The organism is Photobacterium sp. MCCC 1A19761 (assembly GCF_037389125.1).
In the GTDB taxonomy this organism is placed as follows: Bacteria; Pseudomonadota; Gammaproteobacteria; order Enterobacterales; family Vibrionaceae; genus Photobacterium.
Map to the genome: position 1 here is coordinate 226,527 of NZ_JAZGTF010000006.1, position 15,973 is coordinate 242,499.

Sequence of the window (15,973 nt, forward strand, 5' to 3'; positions counted from 1 at the left end):
GGCCACAGACAGCCCCGAAGGATATCAAATCGCACTCAGAAAGAGCAATCAGGAAAGGTGCGCTTCTGCGTTCCCTTGACTGGGCTGACTCAGGAGTTAGGGGATCAGGTATAGGGAATGAATGCTCAGGAGCCGTCGCTGTAACCTCCTCTGATGCCAAGGTGGTTCGTACGACCTTGGCCTTTTCGTAAGTCGAACTCCCCCCTCATATTGGTCCCATTTTGAACGGGGTCCAACTTCGTTATTGGCGGTTAGGCTGGTGCTTGCTGTCCGGGCGACGGCAGCGTATGGTGTGGCAAACTTTTGCAAAAGGTGGGCAAGCAGATGGCAGATATCGCGAAACTGGCCCGGGAGCTGGGTGCAGCGCTGAGCCGGCAAGGCTGGATGGCAACGACGGCAGAGTCCTGTACCGGTGGTGGGGTGTCGATGGCAATCACCGAGATTGCCGGCAGTTCCGCCTGGTTTGACAGGGCCTTTGTGACCTACAGCAATGAAGCCAAACAACAGATGCTCGGTGTGGCCGAGGCGACGCTGGCCGAGCATGGCGCCGTGAGTGAGCCGGTCGCCGCGCAGATGGCGACCGGTGCTCTGGCGCATTCGGCGGCAGCGATCAGCGTCTCCGTCAGCGGGATTGCCGGTCCGGGCGGCGGCAGCGTGCTCAAACCGATCGGGACTGTGTGTTTTGCCTGGGCGGATCAGACGGGGTGGCTTGCCACGGAAACCTGCCATTTTGCCGGGGACCGGCAGGCAGTTCGCACCCGGGCGGTCGAAAAGGCGCTGACTGGCCTGCTGCAACGTCTGCAGCAACTGAACTGAATCAGCGTATCGTATTGTCTGGCCGGGCGATCGAAAAAATTTTGATCCAGCGCTAGACACTGTATGAATAGACAGTATACTAAGCTTCATAAACAAGCACCGTTTTTTACTTTAGCATCCGTTGGAGAGTCGAATGGACGACAACAAGCAGAAGGCTCTTGCCGCCGCGTTAGGTCAGATTGAAAAGCAGTTCGGTAAAGGGTCGATCATGAAGCTCGGCGACAACCGGACGATGGATATTGAAACTGTGTCTACCGGCTCCCTGTCGCTGGATATCGCTCTGGGCGCGGGTGGTCTGCCGATGGGACGTATCGTTGAGATCTACGGCCCTGAGTCTTCAGGTAAAACAACGCTGACGCTTGAAGTCATTGCTGCCGCGCAGCGCCAGGGCAAGACCTGTGCGTTCATCGATGCTGAGCATGCGCTGGATCCGGTATATGCCCAGAAACTGGGTGTGGACATTGATAACCTGCTGGTGTCTCAACCGGATACCGGTGAACAGGCGCTGGAAATCGCCGATGCACTGGCACGTTCCGGTGCGGTGGACATCATGGTTGTGGACTCCGTTGCGGCTCTGACGCCGAAAGCGGAGATCGAAGGGGAAATGGGTGACAGCCACATGGGTCTGCAGGCGCGGATGTTGTCTCAGGCGATGCGGAAGATCACCGGGAACCTGAAAGCCTCGAACTGTATGTGTATTTTCATCAACCAGATCCGAATGAAGATCGGGGTGATGTTTGGTAACCCGGAAACCACCACTGGTGGTAACGCCTTGAAGTTCTATGCGTCGGTTCGTCTGGACATCCGCCGTACCGGTGCGATCAAAGATGGCGAGGAAGTCGTTGGTAACGAAACTCGGATCAAGGTCGTGAAGAACAAGATTGCGGCGCCGTTTAAACAAGCGGAAACGCAGATCCTGTACGGTCAGGGCTTTAACCGCCTGGGCGAGCTGGTGGATCTGGGCGTGAAACATAAGATGGTCGAAAAAGCCGGTGCCTGGTACAGCTACAAAGGGGACAAAATCGGTCAGGGTAAAGCCAATGCTTGTAAATACCTGGGCGAGCACCCGGAGCTGGCTGAAGAGCTGGACAAAAAGCTGCGTGAACTGCTGCTGACGCCGGTGAAGCCGGAAGATGTAAAAGCGGGCGTGGCAGAGCCAGAGCCGGTTGACAGCGAAGAAGATCAGGCGTTCTGATTCTCGAGCACACACAGTGAAGCCGCGTTCAGGGCGGTAAAATTACTAACCTGAATACCAGACTGACGCCGGGCGTCAGGCGGCAAAAATGACGGGCTTTGTACTGGGTACAAGGCCTGTTTTGTCTTTATCGGCCGGAGCGTCTGGAGATGGGACGAAGGGGAACAACATGAAAAAAGTACCACCAAAACAAACGGTGAAAGAAGCAGCCGTCGGTTATCTGTCACGCCGGGACCATGCTGAAAAAGAGTTGCGGCAGAAACTGAAAAATCGGGGCTACAGTGCCGAGGAAGTCGCTGAGGCCATTGCGTACTGCCAGGATTACAACTGGCTGGATGATGCCCGCTATGCCGGCATGATGCTACGAAGCGGGATCGCGAAGGGGTGGGGAAGTCTGCGGATCCGTCAGGAGATGAAGCTCAAAGGTGTCCATGACACCATTATTCGCCAGACGCTGGACGCGTGTGAACACGACTGGTATGAGCAAGCCCGCGACATTGCCCGACGTAAATTTGGTGAGGAAGCTGCCGATACCCCGAAAGAGAAAGCCCGCCGCTTTCGTTTTCTGCAATATCGGGGGTTTGACTTTGACCAAATCCAGTACGCGCTGGGTAATGATGAAGCCTTCTGATTTTTCATGAAATTGCCGTTTGGCAGGCTGCTCATCGGCGTTTTCGGGTGGATGGCCGTCCAGTTAATTTACAACAATTCTTAACATAACATTTCCCGTAGCCCCCACCCTTGTTTTACAATGGTCGGCAAAGATTTTATTTTAGAACCTGACCAGCGTATTTATCCCGTGCCCGAAGCGGGGTTGTGGGTGACAGGTTGTAGTCGCACTGACGCGGCTTTTCAGTATTTATAAAAGTATTTATTCAGGATTTTCCCATGTACATGAGCACTGATGAGATTCGCCGTGCGTTTCTTGCATTTTTTGAGAGCAAAGGTCACCAGATCGTCGAAAGCTCTTCTCTTGTACCTGCCAATGACCCGACATTGTTGTTTACCAACGCAGGTATGAACCAATTCAAAGATACATTTCTAGGCCTGGAAAAGCGTAGCTACTCGCGCGCAACGACGGCTCAGCGCTGTGTTCGTGCCGGGGGGAAACACAACGACCTGGAGAACGTCGGCTTTACGGCCCGTCATCACACATTCTTTGAAATGCTGGGCAACTTCAGCTTTGGGGATTACTTCAAACAAGATGCGATCAAGTATGCCTGGGAGTTTCTGACGGACGTCCTGAAACTGCCGCAAGACCGTCTGCTGGTGACTGTCTACGAAACCGATGATGAAGCGTTTGACATCTGGAACAAAGACGTCGGCATTCCGGCGGATCGCATTGTGCGCATCGGTGACAAGGAAGACGGTAAGGCGTACGAGTCTGATAACTTCTGGCAGATGGGCGATACCGGTCCGTGTGGCCCATGTACTGAAATTTTCTACGACCACGGTGAGCATATCTGGGGTGGCCGTCCGGGCACACCAGAAGAAGACGGTGACCGTTTCATCGAGATCTGGAACAACGTCTTTATGCAGTTCAACCGCCAGGCTGACGGCACTATGGAGCCGCTGCCGAAACCATCGGTCGATACCGGGATGGGGATTGAGCGCATCGCCGCGATCATGCAGGGCGTTCACTCGAACTATGAAATTGATATCTTCCAGACCCTGATCAAAGAAGCTGCAGCCGTGATTGGCCATGATGATTTGTCGAACCAGTCATTGCGTGTTGTGGCGGACCATATCCGTTCTTGTGCGTACCTGATCGTCGATGGCGTGATGCCATCGAATGAAGGTCGAGGCTATGTGCTACGCCGTATTATCCGTCGCGCGGTGCGTCACGGCAACAAGCTGGGTGCCAAAGGCGCGTTCTTCTACAAACTGGTAGGGCCGCTGGCTGAAATCATGGGCACCGCTGGTGCGGAGCTGAAGAAACAGCAGGCGATGGTTGAGAAAGTGCTGAAGATCGAAGAAGAGAACTTCGGCCGGACGCTTGACCGCGGGATGACAATTCTGAACGAGGCGCTGGATAACCTTGACGGCAAAGAGCTTGATGGCGACACCGTATTTAAGCTGTACGACACCTATGGTTTCCCGGCGGATCTGACCAACGACGTTGCCCGCGAGCGTGGCTTCTCGATTGATGAAGAAGGCTTCAACAATGCGATGGAAGCCCAGCGTCAGCGCGCTCGTGAAGCCGGTCAGTTCGGCGTTGACTACAACGACGTGATTAAGGTGGATGCGAACACTGAATTTTGCGGCTATACCGGTACGCAAGGTGAGGGTGAGGTGATTGCCCTGTATCGCGACGGTGAAGCGGTAGAGTCCATTCAGGCTGGCGATGAAGCCCTGGTTGTGCTGGATAACACGCCATTTTATGCGGAATCGGGTGGTCAGTGCGGGGATGCCGGAAGCCTGAAGGCTGCGGGTGGTCTGTTCAGCGTTGCGGATACGCAGAAGTTTGGTGACGCGATTGGCCATCAGGGCACTCTGAGTGAAGGCAGCCTGCGTGTCGGTGAAACGGTGACCGCAGAGGTCGACGCCGAGCGTCGCGGCGCGATCAGCCTGAACCACTCAGCGACACACCTGTTGCACGCGGCACTGCGTAAGCTGCTTGGTGAGCATGTGACACAGAAGGGCTCGCTGGTGAAACCGGAAGGGCTGCGTTTTGACTTCTCGCACCTGGAAGCGGTCAAGCCGGCGCAACTGCGCGAAGTGGAGCGGATGGTCAATGCCCAGATCCGTTTGAATCATGCCATCGAAACTGAGTTGATGGACATTGAAGCGGCCAAGCAGAAAGGCGCGATGGCCCTGTTTGGCGAGAAATATGACGATGAAGTGCGCGTGCTGAGCATGGGCGACTTCTCGACGGAGCTGTGTGGTGGTATTCACGCCAGCAACACCGGTGATATCGGCCTGTTCAAGATTGTCTCGGAAGGCGGGATTGCCGCTGGTATCCGTCGGATTGAGGCGGTCACGGGCGCAGCCGCGATTGAAGCGCTGCATGCGCAAGAGTCGTTGCTGACAGAAACAGCAGGTCTGGTGAAATCAGACAGCGCATCGGTGGTTACGAAAGTCAGCGCACTGGTCGCCCAGAATAAGCAGCTGGAAAAAGAGATCCAGCAGCTGAAAGACAAACTGGCGGCGCAGGAAAGTGCGGGCCTGATCAACCAGGCGCAAGAAATTAATGGCGTAAAAGTATTGGTGGCGAAGCTGGATGGTGCGGACAACAAAGCCCTTCGTGGCATGGTGGACGAGCTGAAGAACCAGCTTGGCAGCGGCATTGTGGTACTGGGTAATGCCAGCGACGACAAAGTCGGACTAATCGCAGGGGTAACCAAGGACCTGATCGGCAAAGTGAAAGCTGGTGAACTGGTCAACATGGTGGCTCAGCAAGTGGGTGGTAAAGGCGGCGGCCGTCCGGATATGGCACAGGCGGGGGGCACTGATGTATCAGCGCTTCCGGCAGCGCTAGAATCTGCACAGGCATGGATCGCGGAGCGCCTCTAAGGCGCTCTTTACCGCTATGTTTGGCAACGGGGTACAAGCCCCAGGAAGGTGAAGTAAAGTGACGCAGATTGCGCGTGAATCGCTAATAGTGCAAAAGTTTGGTGGAACATCAGTTGGTTCGATTGAGCGAATTGAGGCTGTAGCCAAGCAGGTCATGAAAGCTAAAAGTGAAGGCCATCAACTCGTCGTAGTTGTTTCGGCCATGTCTGGTGAGACGAATCGTCTCCTGGGCCTTGCACAGCAAATCGATGCTGTGCCTGCAGCGCGAGAACTTGATGTTCTCTTGTCGGCGGGTGAACAAGTCTCAATGGCTTTACTCGCGATGATGTTGAATAAGATGGGACAGCCCGCCGTGTCATTGACCGGTTGGCAGGCTGGCATCGAAACGGACAGTACGTTCAGTGATGCGAGCATAACCCATATTGATCCTCGTCCTATTCAACAGTTACTGGCACAAGACAAAGTTGTGATAGTAGCTGGATTTCAAGGCATTAGTGACGAAAGGGAGATAACAACCCTGGGGCGCGGTGGTTCCGATACCACGGCCGTTGCACTGGCAGGCGCTTTACACGCGGATGAATGTCAGATCTTTACCGATGTGGACGGGGTGTATACCTGCGATCCGCGGATTGAGCCGGACGCTCGTCGTCTGGACGTCGTGCATTTTGACGATATGACGTCAATGGCACGAAATGGCGCGAAAGTGCTACAATTACAATCAGTTGAGCATGCGAGAGAAAACGGTGTCCCGTTGAGGGTCCTGTCTTCGTTTGAAGAGGGGAACGGAACACTGGTGAGTTTTGACTCCCGGGTGTCAACTGAGGTGGTTGGGGTGGCTCTGAAAGGCCAGCAAACCTTGCTGGAAGTGGCCATGCCAATTGCAGAGCTGCAGGATCAGCTCAACTTGTTTGGTCTGGCGTGTTGGTGTCAACCGACCGAGAACCATACAACGCAATTAGTGACAGCCAATGAGCAACTGGCTCGTTTGGAGCTGGTGCTGGAGCATAAGATGCAGCCGCTGGCCGGCGTTGCGACTTTGTCGCTGGTTGGAAATGGGGTTGTGGCTCTGGTGGATCCGGTGTGCGCTGTCTTAGCGGAGGCCGGTATCACCGTGCGACAGCATATGTGCTCAGCGCATTGTCTCTCTCTGCTGGTGAGCGACAGTGATCAACAGTTGGCTGTCAATATTGTCCATAAAAGGTTTGTGGTCGAAGCCGAAAGTCTGGATAATCGACCGCTTCTCGCTGTTTCTTGAGCAGTGAATATTTACGATTTCGTAAATATTGTTGGATAATAAACATTAAACGCTTATAAAACTGAGAATACTCAAGGAGCACACGAATGCTTATTTTGACACGTCGCGTAGGTGAGACGCTAATGATTGGTGACGAAGTAACCGTCACTGTTCTTGGCGTGAAAGGGAATCAGGTTCGCATTGGTGTAAATGCACCAAAAGAAGTTTCTGTGCACCGTGAAGAAATCTACATGCGTATTCAAGCAGAAAAAGAAACCGGTTCACAGGGATCGGGCAACTACTGATTCGGAAAAGGTCGGCCTAGGCTGGCCTTTTTTGTAATTATTGCAGGCTGGCGTTCCTCGCTTGTTATGTTATTTTATTGAAATCAAATGCGATACTGTTCAAGTGATGTTGGATAAATTGTCGGGTTGGCTATTTAGTATCCATCTGCGCAGGCAATGTTATTTTTTGACAATAAAGTGTTTGACTTATTTTCGGGTGGCAGTAATATGAGCCCCCGCAAGACGGTGAGGTGGCCGAGAGGCTGAAGGCGCTCCCCTGCTAAGGGAGTATACGGTTTATAGCCGTATCGAGGGTTCGAATCCCTCCTTCACCGCCATTCCTTTTATATCGAATGGCCCTTGCATTGCGCGTCCGTAGCTCAGCGGGATAGAGTACCTGGCTACGAACCAGGCGGGCGGAGGTTCGAATCCTCCCGGACGCGCCATTATTTATACAGACAGGACGGAGTTGTCTGTCTGACAAACCGAATTAAGTGTGCGCTCGTAGCTCAGCTGGATAGAGTACCTGGCTACGAACCAGGCGGTCGGAGGTTCGAATCCTCCCGGACGCGCCATATTGCTTTGGCAACGCTCTGACGTTGTGAAATACCGAGATTAAGCGTGCGCTCGTAGCTCAGCTGGATAGAGTACCTGGCTACGAACCAGGCGGTCGGAGGTTCGAATCCTCCCGAGCGCGCCATCTTATCAAGCCCGGCCTTTGGCCGGGCTTTTTTATTTTCTGCGCTTTATTCTGAAAATCGATCAGAACTGTTTATTTTGCTATATGAAGTAACGAGATGATCTATTGCCGAAATGCTCCCCGCTTTCATCGCGCGTCCCGGTTTGCTATCAATATAATCAACTAGTTAGTGAGGAATAATTGGCTCATTGATTTGCAAATGCTGTGGATTTTCAGATGCATATCCTTCATTCCCCTGATGTACTTCCTTCTTCCCTCAGCCCCTGTCTCGGTCTTAAGAGCGATTGAAATTCAGTGTGTTATGTTGATTTCGCAATAATGTTAACAAAATGATGCCAATGCGGCGTAAATTGAGGTTAAATGCAGATATCAGCGCTTAAACTGTGAATCAATTTGACATATTTTGACCGCTCGTGTTAATTCTTAGCCAGCCAAGCACTCGTTATGAAAGGAATCAATAATGGCAGATTTAGGTAGTCTGCTGTGGGAGGCCGCGACAATCATGATCACCGGGATGGTGGTTGTCTTTGCCTTTCTCAGCGTCCTGATCTTTCTCGTGCAACTGCTCGCCAAAGTCGCGCCCAAAGATGACCTGTCGGCATCTCAGCCTGCGCCAGCCGTTGCTCATACCCAAACCGGTGTCCAAGCGGATGTCGTTGCCGCCATCACCGCTGCGGTACATCAATACCGTCAACGTCACCGCTGACATTCAGGTTGTCGGACGATTTTAATTACAAGGAGTTTGTGAGCATGTCCAAGTCTTTAGCGATCACTGACGTCGTGTTACGTGACGCCCATCAGTCTCTTTTTGCCACCCGTTTGCGTCTTGAAGATATGTTGCCGATCGCCGAGCAGCTCGACAATGTCGGCTACTGGTCTCTGGAAACCTGGGGCGGGGCGACGTTTGATGCCTGTATTCGTTATTTGGGGGAAGACCCCTGGGAGCGTTTGCGGGCACTGAAACAGGCGATGCCGAAAACCCCGATGCAGATGCTGCTGCGGGGTCAGAATCTGCTGGGCTATCGGCACTATGCCGATGATGTGGTCGACAAATTTGTCGAGCGGGCCCACGCCAACGGCATGGATGTGTTCCGGATTTTCGATGCAATGAATGATGTCCGAAACTTCGAGCGTGCGGTCAAAGCCACTGTCGATGTCGGCGCTCATGCCCAGGGCACCATTTCCTATACCACCAGTCCGGTGCACAATTTAGACACCTGGACCGATCTCGCCAAGCGCTTGGAAGATCTGGGATGTCATTCAATCTGTATCAAAGACATGTCCGGCCTGCTGAAACCGTATGAGGCGGAAGAGCTGGTCAAGCGGATCAAAGCCTCCTGTGATGTACCGCTGGCGCTGCATTGCCACGCCACCACCGGCCTGTCGACGGCGACGGCCATCAAAGCGGTGGAAGCCGGGTTGGATATTCTCGATACCGCGATTTCGTCGATGAGCCAGACCTACGGCCACACCCCGACGGAAACCGTGGTCGCGATGCTGGAAGGTACCGAGCGCGATACCAAGCTGGACCTCCAGCAACTGGAGCCGATTGCCGGATACTTCCGGGATGTGCGCAAGAAGTACGCCAAATTCGAAGGCAGCCTGAAAGGGGTGGATGCCCGGATTCTGCTGGCCCAGGTGCCGGGTGGCATGCTGACCAATATGGAAAGCCAGCTCAAGGAGCAGGGCGCAGCCGATCGTTTCGATGAAGTACTGGAAGAGATCCCGCGCGTGCGCGAAGACTTGGGCTTTATCCCGCTGGTGACGCCGACATCCCAGATCGTCGGAACCCAGTCGGTGCTGAACGTGCTGACGGGTGAGCGATACAAGAGTATCAGCAAAGAAACGGCAGGGGTGCTGAAAGGGGAGTACGGCGCGACGCCGGCGCCGGTGAATGCTGAACTTCAGGCCCGGGTTCTGGAAGGGGCTGAGCCGATCACCTGTCGTCCGGCGGATCGGCTGGAAGCTGAGCTGTCTAGCCTGACGGTGGAGCTGACGGCAAAAGCTAAGGCGGATGGGATCAAATTGGCCGAGGCGTCGATTGATGATGTACTGACTTATGCCCTGTTCCCGCAGGTGGGTCTGAATTTCCTCAAAAACCGTAACAATCCGGCGGCCTTTGAACCGGCACCGGGTACGGAGCCTGAAGCGGCACCTGCGCAACCGGCTGTTGCGCCTGCTGCTACCGGTCGGGTCGAAGCTTACAGCGTGCGTGTCAATGGTCAGGTCTACAACGTGGAAGTGGGTCCGGGCGGTGAGCTGTCTTCTGTAGAGCCGGCTGCACAACCAGCGGCTGCTCCGGCAGCGTCCTCGGCGGAGCCGGTCGCAGCGCCGCTGGCTGGGAATATCTTTAAGATCAATGTTCAACCAGGTCATCAGGTTTCCGAAGGTGATGTGCTGGTGATCCTCGAAGCCATGAAAATGGAGACGGAGATCCGTGCCACCCGCAGTGGGGTAGTCCAGGACTTGCATGTCAAAGAAGGCGATTCCGTGGCGGTCGGCTCTCCGATCCTGAGCCTGGCATAAGAGGAAACCATGGAAGGTTTATTGAAACTTTGGTTAGAAACCGGGATCGCCAACTTTGAGCTCGGCCAGTTGGTGATGATCCTGGTGGGTGCCGGTCTGTTGTTTTTGGCGATTCGCAAGGGCTTTGAGCCCTTGCTGCTGTTGCCGATGGGCTTTGGCGCCATTCTGGCGAATATTCCCAACGCCGGATTTACTGAGCCGGGCGGGTTGCTGTATTACATCTACCACGTCGGGATTGAAACCGGGGTCTTCCCGCTGCTGATCTTCATGGGCGTGGGGGCAATGACCGACTTCGGGGCTCTGATTGCGAACCCGAAAACGCTGCTCCTGGGGGCGGCGGCTCAGTTCGGGATCTTCTTCACCCTGTTCGGCGCGATTTTGCTGAACCTGGTGCCGGGGATGGAGTTTAGCCTGGCGGATGCCTCGTCCATCGCGATTATCGGTGGGGCGGATGGCCCGACGGCGATTTTCCTCGCCAGTCGGTTATCCCCGGATCTGCTTGGGGCGATTGCGGTTGCGGCCTATAGCTATATGGCGCTGGTGCCGATTATCCAGCCGCCGATCATGAAAGCCCTGACGACACCGGAAGAGCGGACGATTCAGATGGAGCAGCTGCGCCATGTCAGCAAAACTGAAAAAGTACTGTTTCCGCTGGCTGTGCTGCTGATGACTATTCTGTTCCTGCCGTCTGCGACGCCGCTGGTCGGGATGTTCTGTCTGGGTAACCTGATGCGTGAGTCCGGCGTGGTGGAGCGTTTGTCCAACACAGTGCAAAACGAACTGATCAATATCGTCACCATCATGCTGGGACTGGGGGTCGGCTCTAAACTGGAAGCGTACAAGTTCCTCCAGTTCGAAACCCTGGGGATCCTGGTGCTGGGCGCCGTCGCGTTCAGCGTCGGAACCGGCGGCGGGGTACTGATGGCCAAGTTGCTCAACCGCTACAGCAAAGAAGCGATCAATCCGTTGATTGGTGCGGCCGGGGTTTCGGCGGTGCCGATGGCGGCCCGGGTGGTGAACAAGGTCGGCCTGGAAGCCAACCCGCATAACTTCCTGTTGATGCATGCCATGGGCCCGAACGTGGCCGGGGTGCTGGGCTCGGCGGTGGCGGCCGGTATCTTGCTGGCTCTGGTCGGCTAGCACGAAAAATATCCGGGAACCTTCAAAAACGGGCAGCGTCAGGCTGCCCGTTTTTTTATTTGGTATGATGCTGTGATTGAGAGACAGAAGGAAAGGCGAAGATGGAAACCTATCAGCAATTGGCGATAACCCGTTTTGGCGAACCGGCCGTCCTGGCCATGCAAACTCAGATGCTCCCGGCGCTGGCCGATGCTCAGGTGCTCGCGGATGATCAGGTGTTAATCAAGGTGGCTTATGCCGGGGTGAACCCGATCGATGCCAAAACCCGGGCGGGTCTGGGATGGGCTGCGGCGCAGAACAAGGACAACCTGCCCTGGGTGCCGGGCTATGACATTGCCGGTGATGTGGTGGCCTGTGGTCAGTCGGTGCGCCGGTGGTCGGTCGGCGATCGGGTGTCGGGATTTATCGGCTTTCCTTTGCAGGGCGGCGGCTATAGCGAGTACGTGGTGGTTCCGGCGGCGCAGCTGAGCCCGGTTCCGGCATCGACGCCGATGCGCCAGGCGGCAGCCTTGCCACTGGCTGGCCAGACCGCCTGGCAGGCGCTGGAGAAAGCAGCGGTGAAGGCCGGCGATCAGGTGCTGGTGCTGGCGGGCGCCGGGGGCGTGGGGCATCTGGCCATTCAGCTGGCCGTTGCGCGCGGCGCCAAGGTGTTTGCCAGTTGCTCGGCAGGCAATGCCGATTTTGTGCGCCAGCTCGGTGCAACAGCACTCGACTATCGCCAAGGACCGCTGGATTCCCAGTTGAAGGATGCTGATGTCCTGATCGATTTGATGGGCGGAGATGTCGGCACTGCCGCGCTCGGTTGTGTCAAAGCCGGTGGTCGGGTGGTGACGGTGCCGACGATCACCGCCGAGCAAGTCTGCGAGCAGGCGCGCCAGCGCGGGCTGCAGGCCGAGGGGATGCTGGTCACGCCGTCGGTGACGCAGAACGATGCGATGATGGCCATGCTGGCTGCCGGAACCCTGAGCCTGCATGTCGATGCGGTTTATCCGCTGGCGGACGGCGCGCAAGCACACCAGGCGATTGAAAGCGGCCACACCCGGGGCAAAATCGTGCTGGCGGTGGGCGGTGATGCGTAACGGTTTTCCGGGCTTGGCCCGGCACTATCAGGAGCAAGTAATCTTGTACCGGGCATTTCAATGCTAGAGTTATTTCAAGGCAGCTCAGCCCTTTGGGTGTTGTTCTCGACCGGCCTGCTCAGTGCGACCCTGCTCCCCGGTGGTTCGGAAGCCAGTCTGGTGGCGGCCCTGACACTGGGGGAGCACTCGGTCTGGCTGCTGATCGGTGTGGCTACGGCGGGCAATACCCTGGGCGGCATGATCAATTACTGGCTGGGAAGGTGGCTGCCGGATAAAACTTCTGACGAGAAAAACGGTCATAAAGCTTTGCAATGGCTGAAAAAGTACGGCTATTGGTCGCTGCTGTTCAGCTGGTTACCCGTAATTGGGGATCCGTTATGTCTGGCGGCGGGCTGGCTGCGTATGCGCCACGACTTGAGCCTGGTGCTGATTTTTCTGGGCAAAGCCGTGCGCTACCTGCTGCTGGCGCTGGTTGTCCAAGGTTTTTGATAAGGAATGCTTACGTGCAAAAGTGGATTCTAGGTGTCGCGCTGTTTTCGCTGGCAGGGTGCTCTGCCCTGGAGGCGACACAAGACAAGTCCTCCGCGTTACCCGATGGGGTGACATTTGTTGAACAGGTGACGGCCGAGCAGGCCCAGCCGGTGATCCCGTATCGCAAGTACGTGCTGGATAACGGCCTGACCGTGGTGCTGCATGAAGATAACTCTGATCCGCTGGTACATGTCGATGTGACCTATCATGTGGGGTCGGCCCGCGAAGCGCTGGGCAAATCCGGCTTCGCCCATTTCTTTGAACATATGATGTTCCAGGGGTCGGAAAACGTTGGCGATCAGGAGCATTTCCGTCTTATCACCGAAGCCGGCGGCACGCTGAATGGCACCACCAACCGGGATCGAACCAACTATTTTGAGACCGTCCCGGCCAACCAGCTGGAGAAAATGCTGTGGCTGGAGTCCGACCGGATGGGCTTTTTGCTCAACGCCGTCTCTCAACATAAATTTGAGATCCAGCGTTCGACGGTGAAAAACGAGCGTGCACAGCGCTATGAGAACCGTCCTTACGGCCTGGTCTACGAGCGGATGGGCGAAGCCCTGTTCCCGCGCACCCATCCTTATTCCTGGCAGACAATCGGCTATGTTGAAGATCTCGACCGCGTCGATGTCAATGACCTCAAAGCCTTCTTCCTGCGTTGGTACGGCCCGAACAATGCCACGCTGACCATTGGCGGTGATCTGGACGTGGAGCAGACGCTGGCCTGGGTCAACAAGTACTTCGGCTCGATCCCACGCGGCCCGCAAGTGGATAAGCCGCAGCAGCGCCCGGTCACGCTTGAGCGCGATCGTTACCTGACGCTGGAAGATAAGATCCAGCAGCCGATGCTGCTGATGGCCTGGCCGACCTCGTATTTGGGGGCACAGGATGAAGCCTCGCTGGATATGCTGGCCCAGGTGATTGGCGGTGGCAAGAACAGCCTGCTGTACCAGGACTTGGTGAAAACCGGTGAAGTCAACGATGCCGGGGCATTCCATGACTGTGCGGAGCTGGCCTGCACCTTCTATGTGTACGCCATGGCCCAGAGCGGAGAGAAAGGCGATCTGAAATCCCTGCGTGCCAAAGTGGTCTCCATTCTCGATGGGTTGGAGCAACGCGGCGTCAATGCCAAAGAGCTGGATGATGTCAAAGGCATGGTAGAAGCCGATGCGATCTTTGGCCTGCAAAGTGTGCGTGGCAAGGTGTCGCAGCTGGCAGCCTATGAAACCTTCTTCGAGAATCCGAACTACCTGGGGGTAGAGCTGGGGAACCTGCGTGCGGTGACGCCGGCCAGTGTCGAGCAGGTGTATCAGCAATATCTGAACGGGAACCCGAATGTAACGCTCAGCGTCGTGCCGAAAGGACGGACCGGGATTGAGGCCGCCAAGCCGAACTATACCCTGGCGCCACGGCTCATTGCGGCGCACCAGAAAGTCAGCGACGAACAGCTGGTGCTGCGAGAAGCCCAAGATGACTTTGATCGCTCGGTGATGCCGGAGCCGTCTTCGCCGGTGACGCCGGCGATGCCGGAACTCTATGAGTTTGAGCTGGCCAACGGGATCAAGGTGCTGGGAACCAACTACCATGAAACCCCGACGGTTGAGCTGCAGATGATGATCCCGGCTGGACGACGGTTCGAACCGGCCGGTAAAACCGGTCTGGCCAGCCTGACGGCGGCGATGATGAACGAAGCCAGCCAGAAATCGACCGTGGAAGCCCTCTCTTCGCGCCTCGATCGTCTGGGCAGTTCGATCCATTTTGATGCCGGGCTGTACGGCACCATTGTGTCCGTGTCGTCGCTGAAGAAAAACCTGGCGGAAACCCTGACCCTGTTGGAAGAGCGGCTGTTCTATCCGGCATTCAATCTGGATGACTTTGCTCGTTTGAAACAGCAGGCCCTGGAAGGACTTGTCTATGAGCACCAGAAGCCGTCCTGGCTGGCCGGTCAGGCCTCGCGGGAAGTGCTGTATAGCGGCACCACATTCAGCCTGCCGCCGGAAGGTACCACCGCTTCGCTGAAAGCCATCACCCTGGCGGATGTCAAAGCCTTCTACCAGCGTTATTACACCCCGAACGGTGCGGATATCGTGGTCGTCGGGGATATCCAGGCCAAGGCGTTGACCCCGCAGCTGGCGTTTCTGGCGCAATGGTCCGGCATGCCGAAGCCGGAGTATGCACCGCAAACCCTGCCGACGCTCAACGGGCAGACCCTTTGGCTGGTGGACAAACCGGGCGCACCGCAGAGCATGATCCGTCTGGTTCGCCAGGGATTGCCGTATGATGCGACCGGGGAGCTGTTCGAAACCCAGCTGGCGAACTTCAACCTGGCCGGGAACTTTAACAGCCGGATTAATTTGAACCTGCGGGAAGATAAGGGCTATACCTATGGTGCCGGCGGCTATCAGGACGGCGGCAAGGAAGTGGGATTGTCTGCGTTTTATGCCCAGGTCCGGGCAGATGCCACCCTGGCTTCCGTGAAAGAGTTTCTGGCCGAGCTCGAAACGATGAGCCAGCAGGGCGTGACGGACAAAGAAGTGGCTTTTATGCGCCTGGCCGTCGGTCAGCAGGATGCACTCAACTACGAAACGCCGGGCAAGAAAGCGCAGTTGTTAGGGCAGATCCTGACCTACGCGCTGCCGCAGAACTTTGTTGCCGAGCGCAATGAGATTGTGGCGACCATTACCAAGGCCCGGCTGGATCAGCTGGCGGCGAAATGGTTCAATCCGAAGGACTACCAGATCATCGTGGTGGGCGATGCGGCCTCGCTGCGGCCGCAGCTGGAAACCCTGGGGATCCCGGTCAGAGCGCTGCAACCACGCAGTTAACGGACAAAGAAGCCGGCGTTGATGCGATGGCTTCTTTCTTTTTCAGCAGGGCAGACCAACAGGGCCCGGACGATGAGGATTGTTTCTGGTCAGTAAAACTGTTTCGTATGAATAATCATGGTAATCGTTA

General features: G+C 56.0%; 12 protein-coding genes and 4 tRNA genes. All 16 read left to right on the top strand.

Annotation, left to right across the window (positions count from 1 at the left end; translation table 11 throughout):
• Positions 1-324: 324 nt before the first annotated feature.
• Entirely contained in the window at positions 325-816 is a 492-nt protein-coding gene (locus VV869_RS08915) for a CinA family protein (protein WP_337734608.1), read from the top strand.
• A gap of 133 nt (positions 817-949) precedes the next feature.
• Entirely contained in the window at positions 950-2,011 is a 1,062-nt protein-coding gene (recA, locus tag VV869_RS08920; RefSeq protein WP_337734609.1) for a recombinase RecA, read from the top strand.
• Between the two features lie 169 nt (positions 2,012-2,180).
• Positions 2,181-2,642 (top strand): recombination regulator RecX, encoded by a 462-nt coding sequence (gene recX / locus VV869_RS08925; RefSeq protein WP_337734610.1) that lies wholly within the window; start codon positions 2,181-2,183, stop codon positions 2,640-2,642.
• 257 nt (positions 2,643-2,899) lie between these two features.
• Complete coding sequence (gene alaS, locus VV869_RS08930) at positions 2,900-5,524, top strand: alanine--tRNA ligase (RefSeq protein WP_337734611.1); 2,625 nt, start codon at positions 2,900-2,902, stop codon at positions 5,522-5,524.
• Between the two features lie 58 nt (positions 5,525-5,582).
• Positions 5,583-6,779 carry an aspartate kinase gene (locus VV869_RS08935; protein ID WP_337734612.1) on the top strand — a complete coding sequence of 399 codons (1,197 nt, stop codon included), beginning with the start codon at positions 5,583-5,585 and terminating at the stop codon, positions 6,777-6,779.
• An 86-nt stretch (positions 6,780-6,865) separates the two neighbouring features.
• Positions 6,866-7,063 (top strand): carbon storage regulator CsrA, encoded by a 198-nt coding sequence (csrA, locus tag VV869_RS08940; protein WP_036818084.1) that lies wholly within the window; start codon positions 6,866-6,868, stop codon positions 7,061-7,063.
• 224 nt (positions 7,064-7,287) lie between these two features.
• Positions 7,288-7,380, top strand: a tRNA-Ser gene (locus VV869_RS08945).
• 31 nt (positions 7,381-7,411) lie between these two features.
• Positions 7,412-7,488, top strand: a tRNA-Arg gene (locus tag VV869_RS08950).
• A gap of 52 nt (positions 7,489-7,540) precedes the next feature.
• Positions 7,541-7,617, top strand: a tRNA-Arg gene (locus VV869_RS08955).
• Between the two features lie 48 nt (positions 7,618-7,665).
• A tRNA-Arg gene (locus VV869_RS08960) sits at positions 7,666-7,742 on the top strand.
• Between the two features lie 460 nt (positions 7,743-8,202).
• A complete protein-coding gene (locus VV869_RS08965; protein ID WP_337734613.1) occupies positions 8,203-8,448 on the top strand; it encodes an oxaloacetate decarboxylase subunit gamma in 246 nt (81 codons plus the stop codon).
• Between the two features lie 44 nt (positions 8,449-8,492).
• Positions 8,493-10,268 carry a sodium-extruding oxaloacetate decarboxylase subunit alpha gene (oadA, locus tag VV869_RS08970; RefSeq protein WP_337734614.1) on the top strand — a complete coding sequence of 592 codons (1,776 nt, stop codon included), beginning with the start codon at positions 8,493-8,495 and terminating at the stop codon, positions 10,266-10,268.
• Between the two features lie 9 nt (positions 10,269-10,277).
• Complete coding sequence (locus VV869_RS08975) at positions 10,278-11,408, top strand: sodium ion-translocating decarboxylase subunit beta (protein ID WP_337734615.1); 1,131 nt, start codon at positions 10,278-10,280, stop codon at positions 11,406-11,408.
• Between the two features lie 101 nt (positions 11,409-11,509).
• On the top strand, positions 11,510-12,487 hold the full coding sequence (locus VV869_RS08980; RefSeq protein ID WP_337734616.1) for an NADP-dependent oxidoreductase: 978 nt from the start codon (positions 11,510-11,512) through the stop codon (positions 12,485-12,487).
• A gap of 60 nt (positions 12,488-12,547) precedes the next feature.
• On the top strand, positions 12,548-12,976 hold the full coding sequence (locus tag VV869_RS08985; protein WP_337734617.1) for a YqaA family protein: 429 nt from the start codon (positions 12,548-12,550) through the stop codon (positions 12,974-12,976).
• A 14-nt stretch (positions 12,977-12,990) separates the two neighbouring features.
• A complete protein-coding gene (locus tag VV869_RS08990; protein WP_337734618.1) occupies positions 12,991-15,843 on the top strand; it encodes a M16 family metallopeptidase in 2,853 nt (950 codons plus the stop codon).
• The last annotated feature ends 130 nt before the right edge of the window (positions 15,844-15,973 follow it).

Excerpts from the sequence above, each read along its gene's own strand:
- VV869_RS08915 (WP_337734608.1), top strand. The coding sequence starts at position 325 with ATGGCAGATATCGCGAAACTGGCCCGGGAGCTGGGTGCAGCGCTGAGC.
- recA (WP_337734609.1), top strand. The coding sequence starts at position 950 with ATGGACGACAACAAGCAGAAGGCTCTTGCCGCCGCGTTAGGTCAGATT.
- recX (WP_337734610.1), top strand. The coding sequence starts at position 2,181 with ATGAAAAAAGTACCACCAAAACAAACGGTGAAAGAAGCAGCCGTCGGT.
- alaS (WP_337734611.1), top strand. The coding sequence starts at position 2,900 with ATGTACATGAGCACTGATGAGATTCGCCGTGCGTTTCTTGCATTTTTT.
- csrA (WP_036818084.1), top strand. The coding sequence starts at position 6,866 with ATGCTTATTTTGACACGTCGCGTAGGTGAGACGCTAATGATTGGTGAC.
- VV869_RS08965 (WP_337734613.1), top strand. The coding sequence starts at position 8,203 with ATGGCAGATTTAGGTAGTCTGCTGTGGGAGGCCGCGACAATCATGATC.
- oadA (WP_337734614.1), top strand. The coding sequence starts at position 8,493 with ATGTCCAAGTCTTTAGCGATCACTGACGTCGTGTTACGTGACGCCCAT.
- VV869_RS08975 (WP_337734615.1), top strand. The coding sequence starts at position 10,278 with ATGGAAGGTTTATTGAAACTTTGGTTAGAAACCGGGATCGCCAACTTT.
- VV869_RS08980 (WP_337734616.1), top strand. The coding sequence starts at position 11,510 with ATGGAAACCTATCAGCAATTGGCGATAACCCGTTTTGGCGAACCGGCC.
- VV869_RS08985 (WP_337734617.1), top strand. The coding sequence starts at position 12,548 with ATGCTAGAGTTATTTCAAGGCAGCTCAGCCCTTTGGGTGTTGTTCTCG.